Origin of the sequence: Lysinibacillus halotolerans (genome assembly GCF_003711845.1) — a bacterium.
Classification (GTDB): Bacteria; Bacillota; Bacilli; order Bacillales_A; family Planococcaceae; genus Ureibacillus; species Ureibacillus halotolerans.
Window position 1 is genome coordinate 90,919 of record NZ_RHLQ01000002.1, and the last position, 23,648, is coordinate 114,566.

21 protein-coding genes, 1 riboswitch and 1 other annotated feature are annotated in these 23,648 nt (G+C 33.6%); of the genes, 19 read left to right on the forward strand and 2 right to left on the reverse strand.

Features of this window, described 5'->3' with window-relative positions:
• Positions 1-35: 35 nt before the first annotated feature.
• The 8 genes from EC501_RS01925 to proS all read left to right on the forward strand — a co-directional run bounded on the left by EC501_RS01925 (position 36) and on the right by proS (position 7,883).
• Positions 36-938: an NAD(P)/FAD-dependent oxidoreductase gene (locus EC501_RS01925; RefSeq protein WP_122970605.1), complete on the forward strand. Its 903-nt coding sequence runs from the start codon at positions 36-38 to the stop codon at positions 936-938.
• 82 nt (positions 939-1,020) lie between these two features.
• Positions 1,021-1,557, forward strand: a complete 537-nt coding sequence (locus EC501_RS01930; protein ID WP_122970606.1) for a GNAT family N-acetyltransferase — start codon at positions 1,021-1,023, stop codon at positions 1,555-1,557.
• 95 nt (positions 1,558-1,652) lie between these two features.
• Positions 1,653-1,752, forward strand: a riboswitch (TPP riboswitch).
• A gap of 117 nt (positions 1,753-1,869) precedes the next feature.
• The gene (gene thiM, locus EC501_RS01935) at positions 1,870-2,634 is read left to right on the forward strand and encodes a hydroxyethylthiazole kinase (RefSeq protein ID WP_122970607.1); all 765 of its coding nucleotides are present in this window, start codon (positions 1,870-1,872) and stop codon (positions 2,632-2,634) included.
• A complete protein-coding gene (thiD, locus tag EC501_RS01940; protein WP_122970608.1) occupies positions 2,619-3,443 on the forward strand; it encodes a bifunctional hydroxymethylpyrimidine kinase/phosphomethylpyrimidine kinase in 825 nt (274 codons plus the stop codon). Before thiM ends, thiD begins: the two co-directional genes overlap by 16 nt.
• Positions 3,433-4,062 carry a thiamine phosphate synthase gene (thiE, locus tag EC501_RS01945; RefSeq protein WP_122970609.1) on the forward strand — a complete coding sequence of 210 codons (630 nt, stop codon included), beginning with the start codon at positions 3,433-3,435 and terminating at the stop codon, positions 4,060-4,062. Before thiD ends, thiE begins: the two co-directional genes overlap by 11 nt.
• A 286-nt stretch (positions 4,063-4,348) precedes the next feature.
• The gene (locus EC501_RS01950) at positions 4,349-5,167 is read left to right on the forward strand and encodes an MBL fold metallo-hydrolase (protein WP_122970610.1); all 819 of its coding nucleotides are present in this window, start codon (positions 4,349-4,351) and stop codon (positions 5,165-5,167) included.
• 89 nt (positions 5,168-5,256) lie between these two features.
• Entirely contained in the window at positions 5,257-6,021 is a 765-nt protein-coding gene (locus EC501_RS01955) for a coiled-coil domain-containing protein (RefSeq protein WP_122970611.1), read from the forward strand.
• 87 nt (positions 6,022-6,108) lie between these two features.
• Positions 6,109-6,332: a binding site (T-box leader), on the forward strand.
• Between the two features lie 114 nt (positions 6,333-6,446).
• The gene (proS, locus tag EC501_RS01960; protein ID WP_122970612.1) at positions 6,447-7,883 is read left to right on the forward strand and encodes a proline--tRNA ligase; all 1,437 of its coding nucleotides are present in this window, start codon (positions 6,447-6,449) and stop codon (positions 7,881-7,883) included.
• A 315-nt stretch (positions 7,884-8,198) separates the two neighbouring features.
• Here the strand turns inward: proS and serC are convergent, their stop codons facing one another.
• Positions 8,199-9,296 (reverse strand): 3-phosphoserine/phosphohydroxythreonine transaminase, encoded by a 1,098-nt coding sequence (gene serC, locus EC501_RS01965; protein ID WP_122970613.1) that lies wholly within the window; start codon positions 9,294-9,296, stop codon positions 8,199-8,201.
• A 463-nt stretch (positions 9,297-9,759) separates the two neighbouring features.
• On the opposite strand from serC, the gene EC501_RS01970 reads away from it, so the two are divergent.
• From EC501_RS01970 to EC501_RS01990, 5 genes are all read left to right on the forward strand, one after another.
• A complete protein-coding gene (locus tag EC501_RS01970) occupies positions 9,760-9,936 on the forward strand; it encodes a YjcZ family sporulation protein (RefSeq protein WP_122970614.1) in 177 nt (58 codons plus the stop codon).
• 148 nt (positions 9,937-10,084) lie between these two features.
• Positions 10,085-10,201: a YjcZ family sporulation protein gene (locus tag EC501_RS01975; protein ID WP_122970615.1), complete on the forward strand. Its 117-nt coding sequence runs from the start codon at positions 10,085-10,087 to the stop codon at positions 10,199-10,201.
• A 230-nt stretch (positions 10,202-10,431) separates the two neighbouring features.
• The gene (locus EC501_RS01980; protein WP_122970616.1) at positions 10,432-12,567 is read left to right on the forward strand and encodes a DUF2339 domain-containing protein; all 2,136 of its coding nucleotides are present in this window, start codon (positions 10,432-10,434) and stop codon (positions 12,565-12,567) included.
• 70 nt (positions 12,568-12,637) lie between these two features.
• Positions 12,638-13,420 carry an SDR family NAD(P)-dependent oxidoreductase gene (locus tag EC501_RS01985; protein ID WP_122970617.1) on the forward strand — a complete coding sequence of 261 codons (783 nt, stop codon included), beginning with the start codon at positions 12,638-12,640 and terminating at the stop codon, positions 13,418-13,420.
• A 248-nt stretch (positions 13,421-13,668) separates the two neighbouring features.
• Positions 13,669-14,817 carry a toxic anion resistance protein gene (locus EC501_RS01990; protein WP_122970618.1) on the forward strand — a complete coding sequence of 383 codons (1,149 nt, stop codon included), beginning with the start codon at positions 13,669-13,671 and terminating at the stop codon, positions 14,815-14,817.
• Positions 14,818-14,866: 49 nt separating this feature from the next.
• Here the strand turns inward: EC501_RS01990 and EC501_RS01995 are convergent, their stop codons facing one another.
• A complete protein-coding gene (locus tag EC501_RS01995; protein WP_122970619.1) occupies positions 14,867-15,223 on the reverse strand; it encodes a CotD family spore coat protein in 357 nt (118 codons plus the stop codon).
• A gap of 515 nt (positions 15,224-15,738) precedes the next feature.
• Between EC501_RS01995 and EC501_RS02000 the strand changes: the two genes are divergently transcribed.
• From EC501_RS02000 to EC501_RS02025, 6 genes are all read left to right on the forward strand, one after another.
• Complete coding sequence (locus EC501_RS02000) at positions 15,739-16,638, forward strand: ABC transporter ATP-binding protein (RefSeq protein WP_122970620.1); 900 nt, start codon at positions 15,739-15,741, stop codon at positions 16,636-16,638.
• Positions 16,631-17,869 carry an ABC transporter permease gene (locus EC501_RS02005; RefSeq protein ID WP_122970621.1) on the forward strand — a complete coding sequence of 413 codons (1,239 nt, stop codon included), beginning with the start codon at positions 16,631-16,633 and terminating at the stop codon, positions 17,867-17,869. Before EC501_RS02000 ends, EC501_RS02005 begins: the two co-directional genes overlap by 8 nt.
• A gap of 215 nt (positions 17,870-18,084) precedes the next feature.
• Entirely contained in the window at positions 18,085-19,842 is a 1,758-nt protein-coding gene (locus EC501_RS02010; protein WP_122970622.1) for an ABC transporter transmembrane domain-containing protein, read from the forward strand.
• Positions 19,839-21,608 carry an ABC transporter ATP-binding protein gene (locus tag EC501_RS02015; protein ID WP_122970623.1) on the forward strand — a complete coding sequence of 590 codons (1,770 nt, stop codon included), beginning with the start codon at positions 19,839-19,841 and terminating at the stop codon, positions 21,606-21,608. The genes EC501_RS02010 and EC501_RS02015 overlap by 4 nt, the downstream gene beginning before the upstream one ends.
• 173 nt (positions 21,609-21,781) lie before the next feature.
• Positions 21,782-22,708 (forward strand): EamA family transporter RarD, encoded by a 927-nt coding sequence (gene rarD / locus EC501_RS02020; RefSeq protein ID WP_122970624.1) that lies wholly within the window; start codon positions 21,782-21,784, stop codon positions 22,706-22,708.
• A 191-nt stretch (positions 22,709-22,899) separates the two neighbouring features.
• Positions 22,900-23,610 carry a cytochrome c biogenesis CcdA family protein gene (locus EC501_RS02025; RefSeq protein ID WP_122970625.1) on the forward strand — a complete coding sequence of 237 codons (711 nt, stop codon included), beginning with the start codon at positions 22,900-22,902 and terminating at the stop codon, positions 23,608-23,610.
• The last annotated feature ends 38 nt before the right edge of the window (positions 23,611-23,648 follow it).

A 23,648-nucleotide genomic window follows, 5' to 3' on the forward strand; every position in this document is an offset into this window, starting at 1 on the left:
ATAATAAATAATAATTTGTAAAGGATCGAAGAGTAGTGAATGTATTTGATTGTGTAGTTGTAGGTGCAGGTCCAGCGGGATTAAGTGCGAGCTTGACTTTAGGTAGGGCTAGAAGAAAAATTGCTCTTTTTGATGATGGAACAAATCGGAATCGAGTAGCAAATCAATCCAACGGTTTTCTTACCCGTGATGGCATCAAACCAGCGGAATTTAAAGAAATCGGAATGAGGGAGATAACCCGCTATCCATCCGTTCATTATTTCAAAACGACTGTTCAAGAACTTTCGAAGAATCAAAATGGTCAATTTATTGCCAAAACAAAAGATGGGCAGGAGTTTATTTCCGACAAACTTTTACTTGCAACCGGAATCCAAGAACATTTTTCTGTACCGAGTATTAGGGATTATTATGGTAAAAGTTTATTTAATTGTCCCTATTGTGATGGTTGGGAATTAAGGGATAAGCAGCTCATTATTATTGCAGAAAAGGAAGAACATGCCCTCCATATGGCGAAATTACTCTATAATTGGTCCAAGGATTTCGTTGTATTATCCAACGGTGGAGAATTTTCAAAAAGAGGAATTCGTGAACTAGAAAAAAGAAACATACTAGTAAAAATGGAACCTATTAGAAATTTAATCGGAGATCGTGGCTATATTGAACAAGTCGAATTAGCATCTGGAGAAAAAGTCAACTGTTCAGGTGGTTTTGTTGTACCAACCTTTTATCGTCCGAATCCTTTTCTAGTACAATTCAATTGTGACATAAACGAACACGGTGAAGTTATAACGGATGGACTTGGTCGTACGTCTTGTCAAAATGTTTATATTGCAGGTGAATTAAAGAGAATAAGCCCATCTTCACTAATTAATTCTGCTGCAGACGGTTATAAAGTGGCACTGTCTATTAATCAAGATTTATCCGAAGAAAGATTTTAATGAATGGGATTCAATCTTAATATCATTTTAAACAAGGAAAATATTCCCTTTTTGTCGAATGTAGAAGATAGGGGTGATACCAATGAATAATATTCGTTTTAAGAAATTTGAAAACGAACTAGATGATTTAGTTTCTTTTATGACAAAAAATACATGGGAATTCCATTCAATTCCCAATCCATCAAAAGAACAAATCATTGAAAATTATCATAATGGCTGTTATTTTCATAATCGAGAAACATTTTGGATTTTAAAGGGAGATAAAAAAATTGGTCTCATTGTAATCGATGATATAAATGATACGATACCATTGTTTGATATTCGGTTAGATAAAACGGTAAGGGGAAAAGGGTATGGGACACAAGCTGTCGATTGGATTGTTCAATATCTTTTTTCTTTACCGGATAAAAAAATTCGAATTGAGGCTCATACACGATGGGATAATTTGGCGATGAGAAAAACTCTCTATAATTGTCGGTTTGTGAAAGAAGGTTATTTCAGAAATGCATGGGAAAATGATAATGGTACGATTTACGACTCGTTATGCTATGCTTTCATCCGTGAAGATTGGGAAAAGGATCAAATAACTCCTATAAAACTTAACGAAATACCTTTTTAATCTAAAATTTTTTATAGGACTTAGTTCATTATTTAATTCTTGTTCCTAATTTAACTTGTAGAAAACTAGTTTTATGTTAATATGAAATCAATCAAATACTCTTGCAGGGGGACGCAATTTGCGTTGAGAAGGTTAAAACCTGACCCTTTGAACCTGACAGTTAAGACTGACGTAGGGAGCAAAGATTTTTTCGAGAATACATAATGATATCTTGGAATTTAAACGCTCTTTTGTCTTTGAACAAAAGGGCGTTTTTATTTATAAAAATTAGCTATACAAAGGAATCGAAAAAAATACCGAGGTGAAAGTAATATGACGTTGTCGAGTATTCGAAAAAAAAATCCATTAGTTCATTGTATTACAAACTATGTTGTAGCTAATTTTACAGCAAACGGATTATTAGCTACAGGCGCATCACCAGTAATGGCAGATGAAATGGAAGAAGTAGAAGAAATGGTTTCTATAGCAAATGGCTTATTAATTAATTTAGGAACCGTAAATGTTCGAACGTTAGAATCTATGATGATTGCTGGAAAAAAAGCAAATGAGTTAAACATCCCAGTTGTACTAGATCCCGTCGGTGTTGGAGCTACAAAATATCGACAACGAGCGATTAAAGATATTCTAGAAAAAGTAAACGTTCAACTAATACGCTGTAATATGGGCGAATTAGCAACCATCGCAGAGGTAGAATGGCAAGGTAGAGGGGTGGATAGTGGTAACGGGGACATGGATCTACCAACTGTAGCAAAACAAGTTGCAATAAAATATAACTGTCTTGTTGCTGTTACAGGATCAAAGGATTTTCTAACAGATGGCTATCTAGAATATTGGACAGTTGGTGGACATGAATTAATGACCCAAGTTACTGGTACTGGATGTCTACTAAGTGCGTTAAGCGCTGCAGCTTTAACCCTTGAAGGGAACCCATTATCCAATTTATGTGAGTTATTCATGGATTATAAACGTGTAGCGGAGTTGGCGAGTGACCACCTTCTACTCGGTACATTTCAAGAAGAAATCATAAACAGTATTCATTTATTATCTAGAGGTGGTAAACAATGGACGTTGTCATGACAATTGCAGGTGCAGATAGTGGTGGTGGAGCAGGTATACAAGCAGATTTAAAAACCTTTCAAGAACTAAAAGTATTTGGTACAACCGTTATTACGGCCCTTACTGCTCAAAATACATTAGGTGTACAAGGGATTTTTCCTACTTCACCTGATTTCGTACTTCAACAATTAACTTCCGTTTTTTCTGACTTTCATGTAAAAGCGGTCAAAACAGGGATGCTTTTTTCAGCTGAAATTATTGAAGTCATCGCCAATTACTTACAACAGAAAGACGTTCAACTTGTAATTGATCCTGTGATGATTGCCAAAGGTGGAGAAAGTCTACTACAAAAAGAAGCGGTAGATGCATTAAAGAATACTTTGTTGCCCATCGCTACTGTGTTAACACCCAATATTCCTGAAGCAGAAGTAATAAGCGGCATTAAAATAGAAAACGAGGATCATATGACAAAGGCAGCCCATACAATGCTGCAATATGGAGTGCAGTGTGTTGTAATGAAAGGCGGTCATTCGAAGGAGCTAAATACAGCAACAGATAAAGTTTATTTAGCCGACGGAACATCTTTTTCCATGATAAGTAAAAGAATTCATACAAAACATACCCATGGAACAGGATGTACTTTTTCGGCAGCCATTACTTCCTTTTTAGCGAGAGGATTATCCCTTAAGGAAGCAATGATTGAAGCGAAAAAATTTGTTCAATTAGCGATTGAAAATCCGTTAAATATCGGACACGGGCATGGACCTACCAACCATTTTGCTTATCAACAAAGGAAAGGCCAATATGAGGTGATTGTAGATGAATCGTAGTGATTTAGCAGTTTATTTTATAATGGGAACGGAAAACTGTAAAGAGGAGCCTTTAAACGTATTAGAAGATGCTTTGCAGGCAGGAATTACAATGTTTCAATTTAGGGAAAAAGGTCCTCGTGCATTAAAAGGGGAGGAATATGTAGAGTTTGCTAGAGCATGTCAACGTTTATGCAACCATTATCATGTGCCATTTATAGTGAACGATGATGTGGAGCTAGCCTTGAAATTACAGGCAGACGGTATCCATGTGGGACAAAAAGATATGGCGTTAGTAAACATTCGTGAACAATTTAAAGGAAAAATAATTGGTGTTTCCGTCCATAATGAAGAGGAAATGTCAAAAGCCGTATTAAATGGAGCGGATTATGTTGGAATTGGACCTATTTTCAAGACAACTTCAAAACCAGATGCAGAACCTCCTACTGGTGTAAGTTTTATAAAGGAAATACGTAACAAGTATCCGAATTATCCAATAGTCGCGATAGGTGGCATCACAACGGAAAATTCTAACGAAGTTCTTCAAGCTGGTGCAGACGGAGTAGCAGTTATCTCCGCTATTTGTCAAAGTTCAAACCGAAGAGAGACTGTTAATAGATTTAAAACTAAAAATTACTAAAATCAATAGAAATCCTCCGTTGATTAGTAATGGAGGAGAAAGGATGTTGAGAAAATATAGCATATTAAGAGGTATAGACATATAAAGTCTATCAAATACCAATGACTACGATTTTCCGAGTATGGAAAAAATCTAGTAATGTTCTAGTATAATTAAAGAACATTTCACAAAATAGTAGTAGAATACAATATAATAGCATAAATAAAAAGTGTACCATCATTTTCCTATGATGCGTGCACTTCTTTTATTAGTAATAATGATAGATTTACTATAGGGGTGATACTTATTGATAGCATATCAATCAAACAATGTAACTGTTTTTCAAAGTTTAATTTACAAAACGACATCCCTTGTTATCCGAACCAATGATTGTATCATTATTGTGGATCCAAATTTGCTCCCTATCGAAGTAAATGAAATAAAAGAATATGTAGAAGAGATTAGAGGAAATCGCCCTATCTATTTAATTTTTACCCATTCCGATTGGGATCATATTGTTGGTTACGGTGCTTTTCAAGACGGAATTGTTATTGCAAGTGAGCGTTTCGAAAATCGACAGGATAAAGAAGCGATACTTCATCAAATTAGACAGTTTGATGATCAATATTATTTAGATCGAGATTATCCTATTCTTTATCCTCCTGTTAATATCCCAGTAACCTTTGATGGACAAGTATTAGAAGTAGGTGAAACGAAATTTACCTTTTATATGGCAGAAGGTCATACAAATGATGGGATTTTTATTGTAGTAGAACCTTTAGGTGTATGGATTGCTGGGGACTATTTGTCAAATGTTGAATTTCCCTTCATTTATTTTAATAGTGAAAAGTATGAAGAAACATTACGAAAAACCAATAAAATTTTAGACAATCATTCTTTTCACCTTCTAGTACCGGGACATGGTGATCCAACAAATATTAAAGAGGAAGTCATTTTCCGAAAAATAACTTCTTATCGTTATATCCAGGAATTACGAAATGCCATTAAAGAAAACAGAGATCATCGTTTTTTAATACAAGGTTATAAATATAAAGAAGAACAAATTAAAAGCCATGAAGAAAACTATCAATTAATTAAAAAAGAATTGCAAGTTGAAGCAACCTAGCATAGTAATGAAGTGAACAATCCATCATTGAACCCTCTAGACAATTGCCGCATAAACTAGGTGAGGCGAGCAAAAGGGGGTGTCCTCAAATGGGATTGTATATTAATAATAAAGAACACCCAAGAGTGTTTAGTCAGTCGAATCATTTAGTAGAGCCGAATCAAGTGGAATTTAAGCGAGATTACTTATCCGAGTTAATTGAACAACAAGTGAATGCAACTCGAAACTTACAATTTTCCTTAAATCAAATACACTATTCTCAAAATGATTGGAATGAGCATCAAACAAATCGATTGAGAAAATTAAATGGACGATTAGATGAACTAAGGGAATTCCAGCATCATCAAAAAACATTGGATCAACAAGTCGACATTCGATTGGAAAATATTGAAAATCAACATCGTACATTAAACGAATCAATCCTTCAGGAACAACATATCCATCAGGATCTATTTGATCAAGTAAATGCGATCAATTATTCTCAAAAAGAAATTGTAAGTCGAATTGATGTTTTAAATGATGAATATAAAGAGATTGTTACGATTTTAAAAGATTACTCAGCTATAAACGAAGCGTTAATTACCCGTTTAGAAACAGTTGCCATGACAAAAGAAAAGTTGGAAGAACAAATTCAAGCCCATAGTGAACATAATCAACAGTTAGTTCATCAAATGACCTTTATCGAAGAAGCTCAAAAAGATGTTTTAGATCGGGTTGATAATAATGAAGGATTAATCGAAAAAGTTATGCGACAAATTGATCATCTGCGGTCTATTTTATTTGAACGTACAAACGATTTAGAAGAAAAAATTGAGAAAGTATTACAAAATTCAGTAACATTTTTCAAAAAATAACTTTTCTCTTTTTTCATTATTCATTTTTTTAGAAAATATTACACTTAGATTGAATTAATTTCTTTTATTTGATACAGTATAAGAAATATGGAATCAATGAAGTGACCAAGTAAATAAGAATTGTGAAACAGAAAATATAGCATTTGCTGAGAGCTATATCACCGCTTCTTATTGAAACCTATCACGGAGATGCGAGTTAAAGCTTGCCGAGTCGTTATCGTTACAAACGCGTAGAGGGTAGAAGGGAGAATTTTTTCTTTTTACCGAACTAAGGTGGTACCACGTCTATTCAGCACAAAGACGTCCTTTTGATTAGGACTCTTTGTGCTTTTTATTGTTCAAAAAATACGAACGAGTCGGAACCATAAATTGTAGCGCTAGATAGGGAAAATGAAAATTGTAAAAAGTTTTAGGAGGAAATAACAATGTCACAACAAACGAATGATTTTTCTAAATGGTATATTGACACAATTCAAAAAGCAGATTTAATGGACTATACACCCGTTCGTGGCTGTATTGCATTTAAACCAGACGGTTATGAACTATGGGAACATATTCAATCGGAAATGGACCGTCGTTTTAAAGAAACAGGTCACCGTAATGCCTATTTCCCAATGTTAATTCCAGAATCTTTCTTCCAAAAAGAGAAGGATCACATTGAAGGATTTTCGCCAGAACTTCCATGGGTAACAGAAGCAGCAGGAGAAAAATTAGAAGAACGATTAGCTCTTCGTCCGACTTCTGAAACAATGATTGGCCACCTTTATTCTGATTGGATTAAAAGTTACCGTGATTTACCAGTTTTAATTAACCAATGGGCGAACGTCTTCCGTTGGGAAAAGAAAACTCTTCCTTTCATCCGTACTTCTGAGTTTTTATGGCAAGAAGGGCACACAGCTCACGTGGATGAAGAAGACGCTCGTAAAGAAACGATGCAAATGTTAAACATTTATAAAGAAGTTGTTGAAAACTTTTTAGCGATTCCTGTATATGATGGACAAAAAACGCCATCTGAACGTTTCGCGGGGGCTGTTGATACGTATTCGATCGAAGCAATGATGAAAGATGGTAAAGCAGTACAAGCTGGTACTTCACACTATTTAGGGACAAAATTTGCTGAAGCCTTTGATATTAAATATTTAAATAAAGAAAATAAACATGTTCATGTGCATACGACATCATGGGGTACGTCTACTCGTTTAATTGGTTCAGTCATTATGGTACACGGTGACGAGCAAGGTTTAGTCCTACCGCCAACAATTGCTCCAACACAAGTTGTATTAATTCCAGTAGGTCCATGGAAGAAGAACCCAGCTATTATCGAGAAATTAGATGAAATCTTCGCAGCACTTAAAGCAAAGGGTATTCGTGTCCGTCTTGATGATTCTGATCAATCACCAGGATATAAATTTAATGAATGGGAATTAAAAGGGGTACCAGCACGTATTGAACTAGGTCCTCGTGATTTAGAAAATAATCAAGTATTATTAAAAATGCGTGATGAATCCGATAAACAAACTGTAGATTTAAACTCTGTTGTCGAAGCAATTGAAAAAGAGTTGAAAGTGATGCAAACAAGACTTTATGACAAAGCAAAAGCATTCCGCGATGCGAATTCTCATACTCACATTGATTCTTTAGAGCAATTACAGCAACATTTATCTGATTCTGAGAAAAACGGAACGATTCCAGGTTGGATTTTAGCAGGATGGTGTGGTGACGATGCTTGTGAATCTAATGTAAAAGAACAAACGAAATTTACAACTCGTAACATACCGTTTAATCCACCAACTGAAAAACATACATGTATTAACTGTGGTAAAGAAGCGAAACATACAGTTTGGTTTGGCCGAGCTTATTAATTAAATGACAATCCACCTAAAAATCCTCCATGAAGAGAATTTTTAGGTGGATTTTATTATTTAGATGATTCGAACACTATTTCATACGATTTAGCACAGACTATAAAGTAGAGAAAGTAAGAAAGATTCTAACTTAGTATGTGACATTAAATCAGCTCCCTTGTTAGGAAAAAATGAAAAATAGTATCAATGATTAATTGTTCGAATCATTATTCAGTTTGGTTCTTTTAATAAATATCATACTTGTTTGCTAGTTTTTGCACTCAGTAGTTTTAAAATAAAAAAGACCCAATTATTAAAATTGGGCCATTTCATTTATTGATGTTTTTTCTGGAATTCAATCATAAAATTAGTAAGGGCTTGACATGCTTCAACCGGAACAGCATTGTAAGTTGATGCACGGCATCCTCCCACTGAACGGTGACCGTTCAAACCTACAAAGCCAGCTTCTTTTGCCTCAACAAGGAATTGTTTTTCTAGCTCTTCATCAGCAACACGGAATGTTATATTCATTAATGAACGTGATGATAACTCCGCATGTCCTTTATAAAAGCCATTACTTTGATCGATTACATCATAGATTAATTTTGCTTTGGCTTCATTGTTTTTCTCAATACCTTCGAGCCCACCTTGCGCTTCAACCCATTTAAGAACTTCCCCTAACATGTAAATACCAAAGGTTGGTGGAGTGTTATATAAAGAATTTGAATCTGCGTGTGTTGTGTATTTTAACATAGTAGGAATGTTCTTGTTCGCTTTTTCAAGTAGATCTTTTCGAATAATGACAACGGTAACACCTGATGGACCAAGGTTCTTTTGGGCACCAGCATAAATAAGACCGAATTTACTAATATCAACAGGCTTAGAAAGGATATCACTAGACATATCTGCTACTAAAGGTACTTCGCCGGTATGAGGGAATTCCTTCCATTGTGTGCCATAAATTGTGTTGTTAGAAGTAATGTGCACATACGCATCTGTTTGATCAAATTGAATTTCGTTTAAAGTGGGGATATTTCGATATTTATTTTCTTTTGAACTAGCAGCTTCTGCTGTTTTTCCAAAAAGTAATGCTTCTTTTAATGCTTTTTCAGACCATGAACCTGTCAATACATAACTCGCCCTTTGACCTTCTTTTAAAAAATTCATCGGTACCATCGTAAATTGAAGACTAGCACCACCTTGTAAAAAAAGAACTTCATAGTTATCAGGAATAGCATATAACGCTTTTAATCGAGCGATTGCTTCGTTATGTACTTCATCATAATCTTTACTACGATGACTCATTTCCATTATGGACATTCCAGCGTTGTTGTAATTGATCAGTTCTTGTTGAGCTTTTTCAAGTACTTCTAGTGGTAGAGCTGATGGACCTGCATTGAAATTAAAAGCACGTGTAATGGTTGAATTCAAATGAACCACTCCTTGAAGAAATTTAATTGATATAGTTGATTATATACTGAATTTTACGTAAGTGGTTTTGAATATTAGATAAAAGTAATAAAAATTTTGATTTTTCGAATTTTATCGTAAATAAATAATACATATTTATACTAAATTTTTTTACTCAAAATATTTTATATATAAGATTCTTTTGAAGTGATGATAGTTTTTCGATAAAAGATGTACAAAAACCTTTCGAAAAATAACGGATTCGAAATACAGTCTATTTCAGAAAAATATTTGATTCTTAAACGTATGTCTTGCTACTAGTTTTTTTCAAAGCATTTATTAATCTGAGGTTAAAAAAATCTACAGTTTTATAGCTTTTTATGAAAAAGAATCTATTTTTTCTTAAGAAGCTCCACACTTGTCCATAACCTTACATTCTTAAAGTCATAAAGTAGAAATAGAACTGAGGAAAGGAGGATATGGCATGGGTTACTCTAATGACGTAGGTGGTGTAGGCGACTACTGTAATAATGTAGGAGGAGTAGAAGACAATCATTGTAATGGTGGTTCCGGCGGATTCGGCGGCGGCTTTGCATTACTTGTAGTTCTATTCATTCTTCTTATTATCATCGGTACGCAATTCAATAAAAGATACTATTAGTATTTTTTATTGATCAAAAGAATGGGAGCGCTATCCCATTCTTTACTACATAAATTGTAAAATCCTTTTAAAACTAAACATTTGTCCCTAGTAATGCCGGGTATTAGTCATAAATTGTTAGTATCTTAGATAAAGGGGGAGAAATGTTATGCATTATAATTCATATGGTGATGGTGGTTACTCTAAAAATGGAAATGAATTTGTTCTACTCGTCGTTCTGTTTATTCTTTTAATTATCGTTGGAGCATTCTACTTCAACCACTAAAATATCATCGAACACCTTACGGGATTTTAAAGCTAGTTGGCTTTAAAATCCTTTTTATTTGTCTGTAATTAGAAAGGATTTCCAATTATAATTATAGAAAAGAGGAATACAGAGCTAAGACAGGAGTATATTTATAACATGCGTTTTCAGGATTTGGTTGGCCGTGTGAAAAGAAACATACATAAACGATTGAAATGATTAAGTAATAAATCAGTTTTGGAGGAACAAAAATGCAAAATGACACTGAAAAACGTATTGATTATCTTGAAAAAGAAGTACGTGAGTTGCGATTAGAACTAAATCAGTTAAAATCAGCTACAACGGGTTTTGAACAGCCATTACCAATTAAAGTAAAAAAGACAGTTGAAAAAGTACCGATGGAATTACAGAAAGCAAAAGTTAATCCAGTCAATTCAACTGAAAAAACTCGACCAAAGATTCAAACAGTCCCACCTTCCAAGAAGCAAGCTTTACCACCAAAAAAACAAAAAAGCTTTGAAGAAATCATCGTTTGGTCTTTACCAAAAATATTTATGATTATTCTCGTTTTAGGTGTTTTATGGGGATTAAAACTAATTAGTGACTTTGGATTGCTTTCAACGGAAGTTAAACTCGTCTTAGCTTATGGATTATCAATCGCGTTATTTGTAATTGCGTACAGAATGGACAAAATGAAAAGGGATACTTCACAAGTTTTAACCGTTGTTTTATATGGTGGAACATTTTGTATCGGGATCTTAACAACAGCAGCTGGAGCAATAATTTATGAAGTTTTAGGACTTTATTTTGCTTTATTGATTGCTTTCGTTTACATTGCATATGGAGTAGCTATTTGCTATGTGAAGAAGAATGAAGTTCTTTCAATATTCGTCATGTTCACTTCGTTGCTTTTACCGTACTTGTTAGAATATATGGATTTTAACGGACCGTGGATATTACTGTACGTTTTGATTATTTTTATTGCCATGCAGTTTATATTGATTAAACATGTTCAAAAAATTGCCCTTTATATTACATACGGTTTTTCCATACTAGCAGTAATAATTATTTGGCTACTCAATCAAGAACATCACTGGTTTTATTTATCTAGTGTCATTATTTTAAATGGTTTATTGCTTTATGTTTGGTGGCATCAAAATAAAGTAAGAGGGGAATATATTGCGTTCCACGAAGGTTTATTGTTTAGCTTAAGCGGCTTAACCGTTGCAATCGTAAATTTCATTACAAATGAACCGGAACTAGCTTTGTTCTTCTTAACGATTATTTATATACAATTTGCTTACCAAGCTTATCGAAATAAAATAAAACAACTCGTAGATGTTATTGGAACGTTATCAATACTTACCGTATTTAACATGTTACTTGCTTTGGATTTATCCAATACAATAGACATCGTATTATTTCCTTTCAGTGCTTTTTTATCAATCATGTTGGCTATTCGAATTGGCGCTACGATTATGAAAATAACGTATAGTATTTTAATGACGATTACCGTTTTCAATCATTTATTACTAAGTGATGTTAAACCTTTTTGGACGATTGAACACGCAAACTATTTATTCATTTTAGTTTATTTAATTGTTATTTTCTTATATGTACAAAAACAAAGAGCCGTTAAAGTTAATGATAATTCAAAAGCAACCATTTCTTTCTCAGGAGATCTATTGCCCATTATCATTACAAGCTTTTTCTTCTTTTATGTTAATCAATTTGACTATAGTTACATTTCAAACGATTACCCATATGCAACCTTTATATTAATAGCTGTTGCAACGTTTGGAAGTATCTTTATGCCAAAACGATTAACTGGGCGGGCATTAAAATATGTACTAATCTTCGCCTTTACTATTTCAACAATCAACTTACTACCGAGTCATTACGTATTTGGATTAGAAATTTTGCTAAATATTTTTGCGCGGTTCATTTATATATGTTTCATCATATGGTTTATGGTGGATATTTTAATGAAAGGTACTCTCTATGAAACTTGGATTCGAAAAGTAAAAATCGATTTAGATGGACTTCATACGGTATGTATTTTGGCTGGGATGATGTTGTTGTATGGGCTACTCAATCAATTACAATTTGATCAATTGTTAAATCCGATATTTGTGATTGCTAGTAAAACAATACTTTTATTTATCGTTTCTAGCATTTCTTTATGGATCAGTACCACTTATCATTACAAGAAAGTAAAAGTAATGGGGTATGCCCTCATTGTTATCGCCATCTTTAAACTTGTATTTTTCGATTTAAGTTCTTTAAATCTATTTATTCGTGCCATTTTATTTATATCCATTGGAGGTCTTGGTTTATTTCTATCAAACAAATTATTATCAAAGAATGGTAAAGTGGAAGAAAAATAGAAAAATTCCCACAATTGAAATATTTTTTATATAATTTAATTATCTTTCAAGAACAAAGGAGTTATCGAATATGGATTTAGGATTAAAAGATAAAGTAGCGATTATTACAGGAGCTAGTAAAGGAATTGGTTTATATACCGCTTTACAACTTGTCAAAGAAGGGGCGAAAGTAGTCATTGCTGCCCGTACGGCATCAACTTTAAATGAAGCAAAAGCATTTATCCAACAACATACTGGGCAGGAAATTTTAACGATCTCTTGTGATGTTTCAAAAGAAGAAGATTGTAAACGTCTAATTGAAGAAACAGTACAACATTATGGGAAATTAAATATTTTAATTAACAATGCCGGAACATCATCTGCCAACTCATTTGAAGATGTCGATACAGAACGATGGCATGCAGACTTAAATTTAAAATTATTCGGAGCAATCCATTGTTCGAAATATGCACTCCCATATTTAAAGGAACAAAAGGGTGGAGCGATTTTAAATTTAACAGCCGTACTGGCAAAAACGCCACCAGCTTCCAGCTTACCTACTACAGTGAGTCGATCAGCTGGTCTTGCGTTAACGAAGGCAATGAGTAAAGATCTAGGAAAATATAATATCCGGGTAAATTCTGTTTGTATTGGCTTAATTCGCAGTCGCCAAATCGAAGAAATATGGCAAAAGGAGATGCCAGATCATACTTGGGAAGAATATTCAACAGAAGTAGGGAAATCTATTCCACTAGGACGTATTGGAGATACGGAAGAAGCTGCAAATGTCATAACATTTTTAGTTTCCGATGCGGCATCCTATGTAACGGGTACTGCCGTAAATATTGATGGTGGTTCTGGTGCAGCGTTATAATCCTGTTCAATCCTGGTTGTTTCGGCAATCAGGATTTTTTCTATTATGTTAGTTAAATTTTAAAGATATTATGAATATACATTGAGCCTATTTATGACTATTGTTTCTGTAGTTTTCAATCGAAAATGAAACTTTTTTGCCATGTAAATCGTATGTTTTATATAAACGAATATGGTAAATGATTAGAGAAGAGTATACTTACTATTTTAGATTCAATAGATACCATTTGTTAGAACGGAGGATAAAAGATGTCTGAAACAAAAAATCCATTATTCGAAGATTTAGATACGATGGCAAAAGGTTCTACTGCTGAAGTTAAGGAAACGCCACAAACACAGCTTGTGTCTGAGCAAGAAATGTCCCAAATAAAAAAACGACAACTCGCTCTAAAACAAGAACCTCAAGTTCAGTCCCTAGCTGAAAAAATCGATGTAAAAAATCAAATTGCCGTCTTAGAATTTGGGAAAGAGACTGCTACAGCGATTTCGAATTTTTCAGATAAGATGCTTGCTACGATTAAAACGAGTAAGTTAGAAAAATCAAGTGAGTTAATACAAAACTTAAATAAAATTATGGATCGGTTTGATCCACAAGATTTTAAAGAAGAGAAAAAAGGGAACTTTATAAAACGTCTTCTCAATAAAGGGAAAGAACAATTTGAGAGATTATTATCCAAATACGATACGATGAATAAAGAAATCGATGTCATTTACAATCAAATCCAAAAATATGAAATCGAAATGAAGCGAAATACAATGGAATTGGAACAAATGTATGATCAAAACTTACATTACTTTCAAAGTTTAAGTGAACATATCGCTGCCATCGAAGTAAAACTAGAACAACTACAACCCCAAATTCCTATACTTGAAGCACGTGCCAACGAAGGGGATCAAGAAGCGATAATGGAGTTAGAATCGTTAAATCGTTCCATAGAGCTCTTAGAACAGCGCAGATACGATTTGGAAATGGCACAGCAAGTTTCTTTTCAAGCTGCACCTCAAATTCGTATGATCCAACAAGGGAATAATCATTTAATCGGAAAAATTAACTCTGCTTTCGTAACAACAATACCTATTTTTAAACAAGGATTAATCCACGCCGTTTCTATTCAACGACAAAAATTAGTAGCAGACTCGATGAATGAATTAGACAAACGGACAAATGAAATGTTAATCCGTAATGCGGAAAATATACGGTCAAATAGTGTCAACATTGCTCGCACAGCGGGTCAGCCAAGCATTAAAATTGAAACAATTGAAACAACATGGCAGACCATTATGGCGGGTATCGAAGAGACAAAACAAATTCAAGCTGAAACGGTGCGTAATCGAGAAGAAGGTAGAAAACGGATTGAACAATTACAACTTGAATATGAAAAATTAAAAAGAATGTAAAATAAAAAAGATTACCTTCCACTAAAGAAAGGTAATCTTTTTTATTCATTTAGAAACCAAATCTTCTTCTTCTGTTCATTCCGCCAATACCGCCTACTCCGCCAGTTCCACCAAATCCGGCATTTCCACCGAATCCGCCAGTTCCCATTGGGAATCTATCTGCCCCTCGAACGAATTGATTAACAACAGATTCTGTTCTTGGGAAGAAGTGTTCATTATGAATTACATGTCTATTTACTGTAGTAGTGTGAATAGGATGAACATGTGGAACAACAGTGTTGATAATATTTGTTTTTACAACCTCTTGAGTTGGTGATACTCGTGTAGGCGCAACTCGTGTTGGTAAAACGTTTGGTGGACAGCAAATTGGATTATTGCAACGACCACGATGATGTTTTCTATGCATAAATTTTCCCCTCCTCTTTTTAATATTTACTGCAATAATAATGTATTCAATTGTAAGTAAATGAACTAGATTTTTACCTATTATATTGAAAGTACTAGCATAACAATTTTCTAATTTTATTTTTTTGTGATAAATTACCTTATTTTTATGAAAAGAGTCGAAGTTAATGTTAAAGGAATCAAAAAGCTTAAACTGGCCGATTTTACGCATGATATTTAGGGAAAACAAAAGCTAAAGACAGATAAGAATTCTATTAAATTTTGATAAATCATAGCTTTTTGAAAAGAAAATTCACCCATTTTACTCTTAAAATTCATGGTCAGATTTAAAAGTAAAATAATTTATTGGTATTTCATATCAAAAAATTCTCACTTAAAAGGGAAATTTCTTTATAATTGGAAAAAAGTAAGCGGATTTTATAATTCATGGAACTTTTTTAATTGTTATCCGTATAACAAAAGACAGCTATTAGTACAATACTCTTAGCAATCTAAAGTTCAGGAAGGAGCTATACAATGACTTTAGCCTTAAAACATGTAGTGAAAAAATATAAAGATTTCACTGCGGTTAACGATTTAAATTTCACAATAGGAAAAGGTGAAATTTTTGGTTTAATCGGTCAAAACGGTGCTGGAAAAACGACTACTTTCCGTATGATTCTTGATTTGCAAGAACAAACAGCAGGTAGTATAACATGGGATGGTTCACCGATTAATAAAATTAACCGTGATTGGTTAGGATATTTACCAGAAGAACGGGGTATTTTCCCACAAATGAAAGTTGAAGACCAATTGATTTTCTTCGGTAAATTACGAGGCATGAACCGCGATAAATTGAAAAAAGAAATTGATTTTTGGATTCAACGATTTGAATTAGAAGAGAAAAGAAATGAAAAAGCAGAAACATTGTCTAAAGGAAACCAGCAAAAAGTACAATTAATAGCTAGTTTCATTCACAAACCGAAATTTCTAATTTTAGACGAACCTTTTAGTGGCCTTGATCCAGTAAACCGCGATCTTTTAAAAAATGCCATATTACTTTTAAAAGAAAGAGGTGTTACGATTCTTTTCTCTAGTCACCAAATGGACAATGTAGAAGAGTTGTGTGACCATCTTTGTATATTAAAACGAGGTGTTTCATTGTTCTCTGGTAGTTTATTAGATTTGAAAAAACAATACGGGAAAACAAAGTTAACCATCCGTACAACTGTACCGAAGGAAGAAATAGAAAAAATGGCAGGGGTTAAAGACGTAAAAGTAGTGCGGGATGAGTATGTCTTAACGTTAATGGATGAATCCTTTGCAAAACCTATTTTTGAGTTGATTTCAAACGGTCAATATATTGAAAAGTTTAGTCTTGATTATTTATCCCTTGATGAAATCTTCAAAGATAAGGTAGGTGGCAATAATGAGTAAATTATCCATACTCGTTAAGCAACTTTATAAAGAAAAGGTAAGAGGGAAATCCTTTATTTTAATGACCCTTTTATACTTAGCTATTATTACAGTAGTAATGTATTGGTCCGATATTAAAGCACTGTTTGTTAACGATGAAGCTCTTCAAATCGCTTTAGTAAATGAAACACCAGTGGAATTAGAACCAATTTTCGCCTCCAATGATGACATTACGTTTAGTTATCCGACCGAGTCAAAAGAAAATCTATATAAACAATTAGAAGATGAAAAATTAGATGCGGTTGTAATTGTTTCAGATGAAAATGAATCAATAAAAGCGGAAATTGCTACATACACTCCTTTAAAGTTAAATGATCAATCTACCATTTCATCTTTAATCCAATATGCAGGTAGTATTTATGGTATTCAACAACTAAATTTAACAGCTGAGGAAGCAGAGAAAATATTAAACTCTGAACCGATTATTACAACAACAAATATTAATGAAGAAAGTGGAAATGCAAAAAGTGAAGATCAAAAACAATCTGGATTATGGGTATCATATGGTGTCGGTATTGTTATTTATTTCTTTGTTATGAGCTTCTTATCTATCATAACAACAGATGTCGCTTCCGAAAAAGGATCCCGTGCTTTAGAAATGTTATTAGTTAGTGTGAAACCAGGAACACATTTCCAATCGAAAATATTAGGTACAATGTTAGTCGCATTAACTCAGTTTGGTGTTATTTTCGGATTCCTATTTGTGCTCCTACGATTTACGGATGGCGGTTCAAAATGGGAAATCGTTCAGTCTATATTAAGTGATATTTCCTATTCATACGTATTTTACGTTCTTGCATTCCTATTGTTAACGGTTGTTCTTTATTTAATTATCGGAGCTTTATTCGGTTCCCTTGTTTCGAAAGTAGAAGAAGCTTCCCAAGTAATGATGCCTGCCATGATGATTACCTTAATCGGTTTTTATGTAATGATTTCAGGTATAGGTAACCCTGATACGATATTAATCAAAATATTCTCCTATATCCCATTGACTTCAGGAATGGTTATGCCAATGCGGATTGGAGCAACTGACATTTCAACAATTGAACCTATTATTTCATTAGTACTTCTTATTGTAACGTGTATTGCTGCTTATATATTGAGCCTTTCATTCTATAAACGAAGTGTATTAACTTATAGTACAGGTGGCATTATTGAAAAAATTAAAACCGTTTTAAAAGTAACAACTTAAAAAATTCTAACTTAAAAAAGATATATGTTCGCTTTTTGAACATATATTTTTTTTTGCTTATACAACTTTCGACCGAAATGTTTCGAATATTGAATTATTTTTCGGAATTATCTTCACGCATTATACATTATTTGCTAAAATAAGTTGGTCTCATTCAAAGAACTGAAAATTCTAGAAATTAAAAATTTAAACTGAGGCAAGAAGAAGGTGAATCGATGAAAGTCTTTTTGAAATTAGGTTGGTTTTTTAAAGAAAGGAAAAAAGAGTATCTTATTGGGCTAACGATGCTTGCTTTAGTAGCGGTATTAAATTTAATTCCGCCAAAGGTTATAGGTTATGTCATCGATGAAATCGGTAGTCGTAAACTTACACCTGGTTCCCTTGGGAAATGGGTTGGTCTTATTGTAATTGTAGCCATTTTAGCATATATGCTTCGCTACTATTGGCGACTAATGATCTTTGGTTCATCCAATTATCTTGCGAAAAATTTAAGGGAAAAACTTTTCCGTCATTTTAGTAAAATGAGTCCGTCCTTCTATCAACAACGTCGAGTTGGGGACTTAATGGCCCATGCAACAAACGACATATCTGCGGTACAACAAACTGCAGGAGGCGGAGTATTAACTTTATTTGACTCTGTGACGACTGGTGGATTTGTGATTATTGCGATGGCTTTTACGATCGACTGGCGATTAACTTTAATTGCTTTAATTCCAATGCCACTTATGGCCATATCTACTAGTTACTATGGTAAATTACTACATTTAAAGTTTCGTGATGCACAAGCTGCCTTTTCTGATCTAAACGATAAAACACAGGAAAGTATTTCAGGTATCAAGGTCATTAAAACTTTTGGTCAACAAAAGGAGGATACTGATGACTTTACCCGACTTTCCAATGATGTAGTAGAAAAAAATATGAAAGTAGCTAAAATTGATTCTTTATTCGATCCGACCATTAGTTTAATTATTGGATTTAGTTTCATGTTAAGTCTCGGTTTTGGAGCAAAATTTATTCATGAAGGTACAATGTCAATCGGAGACTTAGTTGCTTTTAACACATACTTAGGTTTACTTGTTTGGCCAATGCTTGCCTTTGGTATGTTGTTTAACATTATGGAACGGGGATCTGCTTCCTATGATCGAATTGAACAACTTTTATCTGTTCCAGTTCAAATCGATGATAAAGAACAGGCAATTGATACAAAACCGAACGGTGATATCGTATTTTCTGTCAATGATTTTAAATTTCCTGATGATGAAGCTAGCGCATTATATAACGTACACTTTGAATTAAAACAAGGTCAAACATTAGGAATCGTCGGTAAAACAGGTTCTGGAAAGACGACAATTTTAAAACTGTTACTCCGTGAATTTGAAGGTTTTGACGGTGTAATAAAATTTGGAGATTACTTTATCGATGAATATAAAAAAATTAAATTGAGAGAAGCCATTGGTTACGTTCCTCAAGACCATTTTCTATTTTCAGCATCCGTTTATGAAAATATCGCATTTATTAACCCTAAAGCGGACAAAGAAACAGTGGAACGAGTTGCAAAGCTTGCCCATATACATGTTGACATTTTACGTTTTACTGAAGGATACGACACAATTGTTGGTGAACGAGGAGTTTCGCTGTCTGGTGGTCAAAAGCAGCGGATATCGATTGCTCGTGCTTTAATGATGCAACCTGAACTATTAATTTTAGATGATTCTTTATCTGCAGTAGATGCTAAAACGGAAGAATCCATTTTAAAATCTTTGAAAGAAGCAAGAGAAGATTCTACAACGATTATTACATCCCATCGTTTAAGTGCCATTGAACATGCTCATCTCATTATTGTGATGCATGAAGGAACAATTGTAGAAAAGGGTACCCACGAGGAATTAATGGAACTCCAAGGACGTTATTATGAAATGTATCAACTTCAACAATTGGAACAATTAGTAGAGAAGGGAGGGGAAGTCAAATGAATAAACAACCAGCCTTTTCTAGTAAAGAACAAAGACAAATTGTTATTAGACTTTTTAGTTACTTGAAACCTCATAAAAAAGCAGTTTCTTTCGCCCTATTTTTATTATTGTTGACGGTTATTGGCGACGTTTTAGGACCTTATATAATAAAAGTATTCCTAGATGATCACTTAGCAGTTGGGAATTTTGATTTCCAACCAATAATTCTTCTAGCCGTATCTTATTTTATCATCCAAGTGTTAAATGTCGTTATTTCCTATTTGCAGTTAGTAAAATTCCAAGAGATTGCTTTAAAGATTATACAGCAACTAAGAATCGATGTATTTAAGAAAATTCATCAACTAGGTATGCGCTATTTCGATGATACGCCGGCAGGGACGATTGTATCCCGGGCGACAAATGATACAGAGGCAATTAAAGATTTATTTGTTTCCGTTTTAAGTACTTTCGTCCAAGCTGCTTTCCTAATTGTAGGGATATATGTTGCGATGTTTTTATTAAATCCATTGTTAGCATTGTTTACACTCATTTTACTCCCGCTTATTTTCTTAGTAGTTTATTTATATCGAAAATATAGTTCCGTTGTCTATATGACGATGAGGGAAAAGTTAAGTCAATTGAACGCTAAATTAGCGGAGAGTTTATCTGGCATGGGCATTATCCAAGCTTTTAGGCAGGAAAAACGATTTAATGACGAATTTGACGAAATTAATCATGAGCATTACATAGCGATGATGAATAATACAAAGTTGAATAGTATTTTACTTCGTCCCGTTATTGATCTAATCTATTTTACTGCCATTGTCATTTTATTAACCTATTTCGGAATTACGTCCTTTGAAACGGCCATTGAAGTCGGAACGGTATATGCGTTTATCACATATATCAATCGATTTTTTGAACCTGTTAATAATGTAATGGAACGATTAGCGATTTATCAACAAGCCATCGTTGCTGGATCCCGAGTGTTCACTTTACTTGATGAAGAAGAAATCGAACCAAAACAAGGGGAAAGCAATGAACTTATCACTGAAGGTTTGATTGAATTTAAAAATGTTACTTTTAGTTATGATGGCAAAACAAATGTATTAAAAAATATTTCCTTTACAGTGAAACCTGGTGAAACGATTGCTCTTGTTGGACATACTGGAAGCGGGAAAAGTTCGATTATTAATTTATTAATGCGTTTTTACGAATTTGAACAAGGTGATATTTTCATAGATGGAGTTTCGATTAAATCCTATAGTAAAAATGAGTTAAGAAGAAAAATTGGTTTAGTACTTCAGGATCCGTTTCTATTTTATGGAACGATAGAAAGTAACATTAAACTATTTAATGATGAATTGACAGAAGAAGATGTAGTCGATGCAGCGAAGTTTGTTCAAGCCGACACGTTTATCGAACAATTACCAAACGGATATAAGCAACGGGTAACGGAAAGAGGTTCGACATTCTCAAGTGGTCAGCGCCAACTTGTAGCCTTTGCCCGAACGATTGCAACCAATCCAAAAATATTAGTTTTAGATGAAGCAACAGCATCGATTGATACAGAAACGGAAGCAGCTATTCAATCTTCCTTAGAGAAGATGAGAAAAGGGAGAACAACCATTGCAATCGCCCATCGTCTCTCAACTATTCAAGATGCTGAACAAATTTTAGTTTTACATCAAGGGGAAATTATTGAAAAGGGTACCCATCAAGAATTGTTAGCACAACAAGGGCTTTACCATAAAATGTATTTATTACAAAACGGAATCGTACAATAAAGGGGAGTAGGGGATGTTTCAAATTGAAACATCCCTTTCTTTCCAATCAATATTGCGCATTTTTTCTATTCTAAAGGTTTTAAAGGAATGAATGAGTCATAGTCATTTACTTCATTATTTTCGAGGACTATAATTGGTGTATTCTACAGATATAAATTGAAGAAGGTGTCAAAATGAATGAAAATCAAAAAGGTATTTTTTATGCATTCGCAGCATATGGAATATGGGGGATCTTTCCCCTTTACTGGAAGCTACTAAATCATGTTGATAGTTTAGAAGTATTAGTTTCCAGAGTAATTTGGTCCTTTGTTTTTACGTTTATTTTTATTTTAATCATTAAACAAAGACATTTACTTATGGAAGATTTAAAATCTTTATGGAAAAATAAAAAACTATTTCTATCTCTTCTAGCAGCTTCCTTCGTCATTTCTTGCAACTGGTTTTTATATATTTATGCAGTTAATAATGACCATGTAGTAGATGCAAGTTTAGGTTATTATATTAACCCATTAATTACGGTTGTGTTTGGAATGATTTTCTTTAACGAAAAGTTATCGAAGCTTCAATTATGTTCAGTACTTGTCGCATTCATGGGTGTGCTATTTTTAACTTTCGGCTATGGAAAAATACCATGGATAGCCCTTTTAATTGCCTTTAGTTTTGCAATTTATAGTGCATTAAAGAAAAAAATTACCCTGAATGCTACGCGTGGGTTAGTAATCGAAACGTTATTTATGCTACCTTTCGCTTTAGCTTACTATATTTATATTATGTCTACTAATAAGATGTCCTTTTTACATTTTAATTGGCAAACGGATCTTTATTTAATTTTAGGTGGGGTAGTAACTGCATACCCTCTTATATTATTTGCAAAAGGGGCGAAATTGCTACCGCAATACGTAATCGGTTTTATCCAATATATGACTCCTACCATTGTACTTATTTTAGGAATCGTTTTATATCACGAGCCCTTTACATCAACGGAGTTAGTATCCTTTAGTTTCATTTGGTTAGCAATCCTGCTCTTTACGATATCAACGATTATAGAGTCGAGAAAGAAACATATTTTAAACCAACAAACCGTAAATAGTAAAGTGTAGTTATTTATTTTAATAATTTGGACTTTTTTAGAACTTATAAGGGGAAGTATATAGATACTTAACACATCATTATTAAATGAACATCATATTGTCTTCATAATGAATTGGACATGAAATTTTCACATTCCTTTAAAGGCATTTTGATGAAAAGTTTGGTACGATGAAGACATTAATTGTAAGGAGAGAACTACATGAACACAGATGTTAATGTCTTTTTAGCATTCGGTGCAGGGTTTTTAAGTTTTATTTCACCCTGTACTTTGCCCCTTTATCCAGCTTTTTTATCCTACATAACGGGGATGAGCTATGATGAGCTGAAAAATGAAAAAGGGATGTTACAAAAGAGAGCCATTTTACATACGTTATTCTTTTTAATTGGTTTTTCCATCATTTTTATTGCCATCGGTTTTGGAACTTCGTTGGCAAGAGATTTTTTCATCTCGTATCAAGATTTATTAAGACAAATTGGTGCAATTCTAATTGTCATTTTCGGGTTAATGATTGTAGGGTTATTACAAATTGATTTTTTAATGAAAGATCATAAATTTCAATTTAAAAATAGACCGTCTGGATACTTAGGTTCATTATTAATTGGCCTTGCATTTGCTGCAGGTTGGACCCCTTGTACAGGTCCGATTTTAATGTCTATTATTACTTTAGCAGGAGCTAATCCACAATCTGGACTATGGTATATGTTAGCTTACTACTTTGGCTTTGCAATACCGTTCTTTATATTATCATTCTTCATTTCTAAACTTGGCTGGATTCGTAAACATAGCCAAAAAATCGTTAAAGTCGGTGGGGTTATTATGATTGCTGTCGGAGTTTTACTATTTTTCGACGGTTTAGATTATATTATTCGCCTGCTTTCTCCTTTCTTTGGAGGATTTACCGGTTTTTAATAAACTAAAAGAAAATTGCCTGTAATATAGAAAAAAGG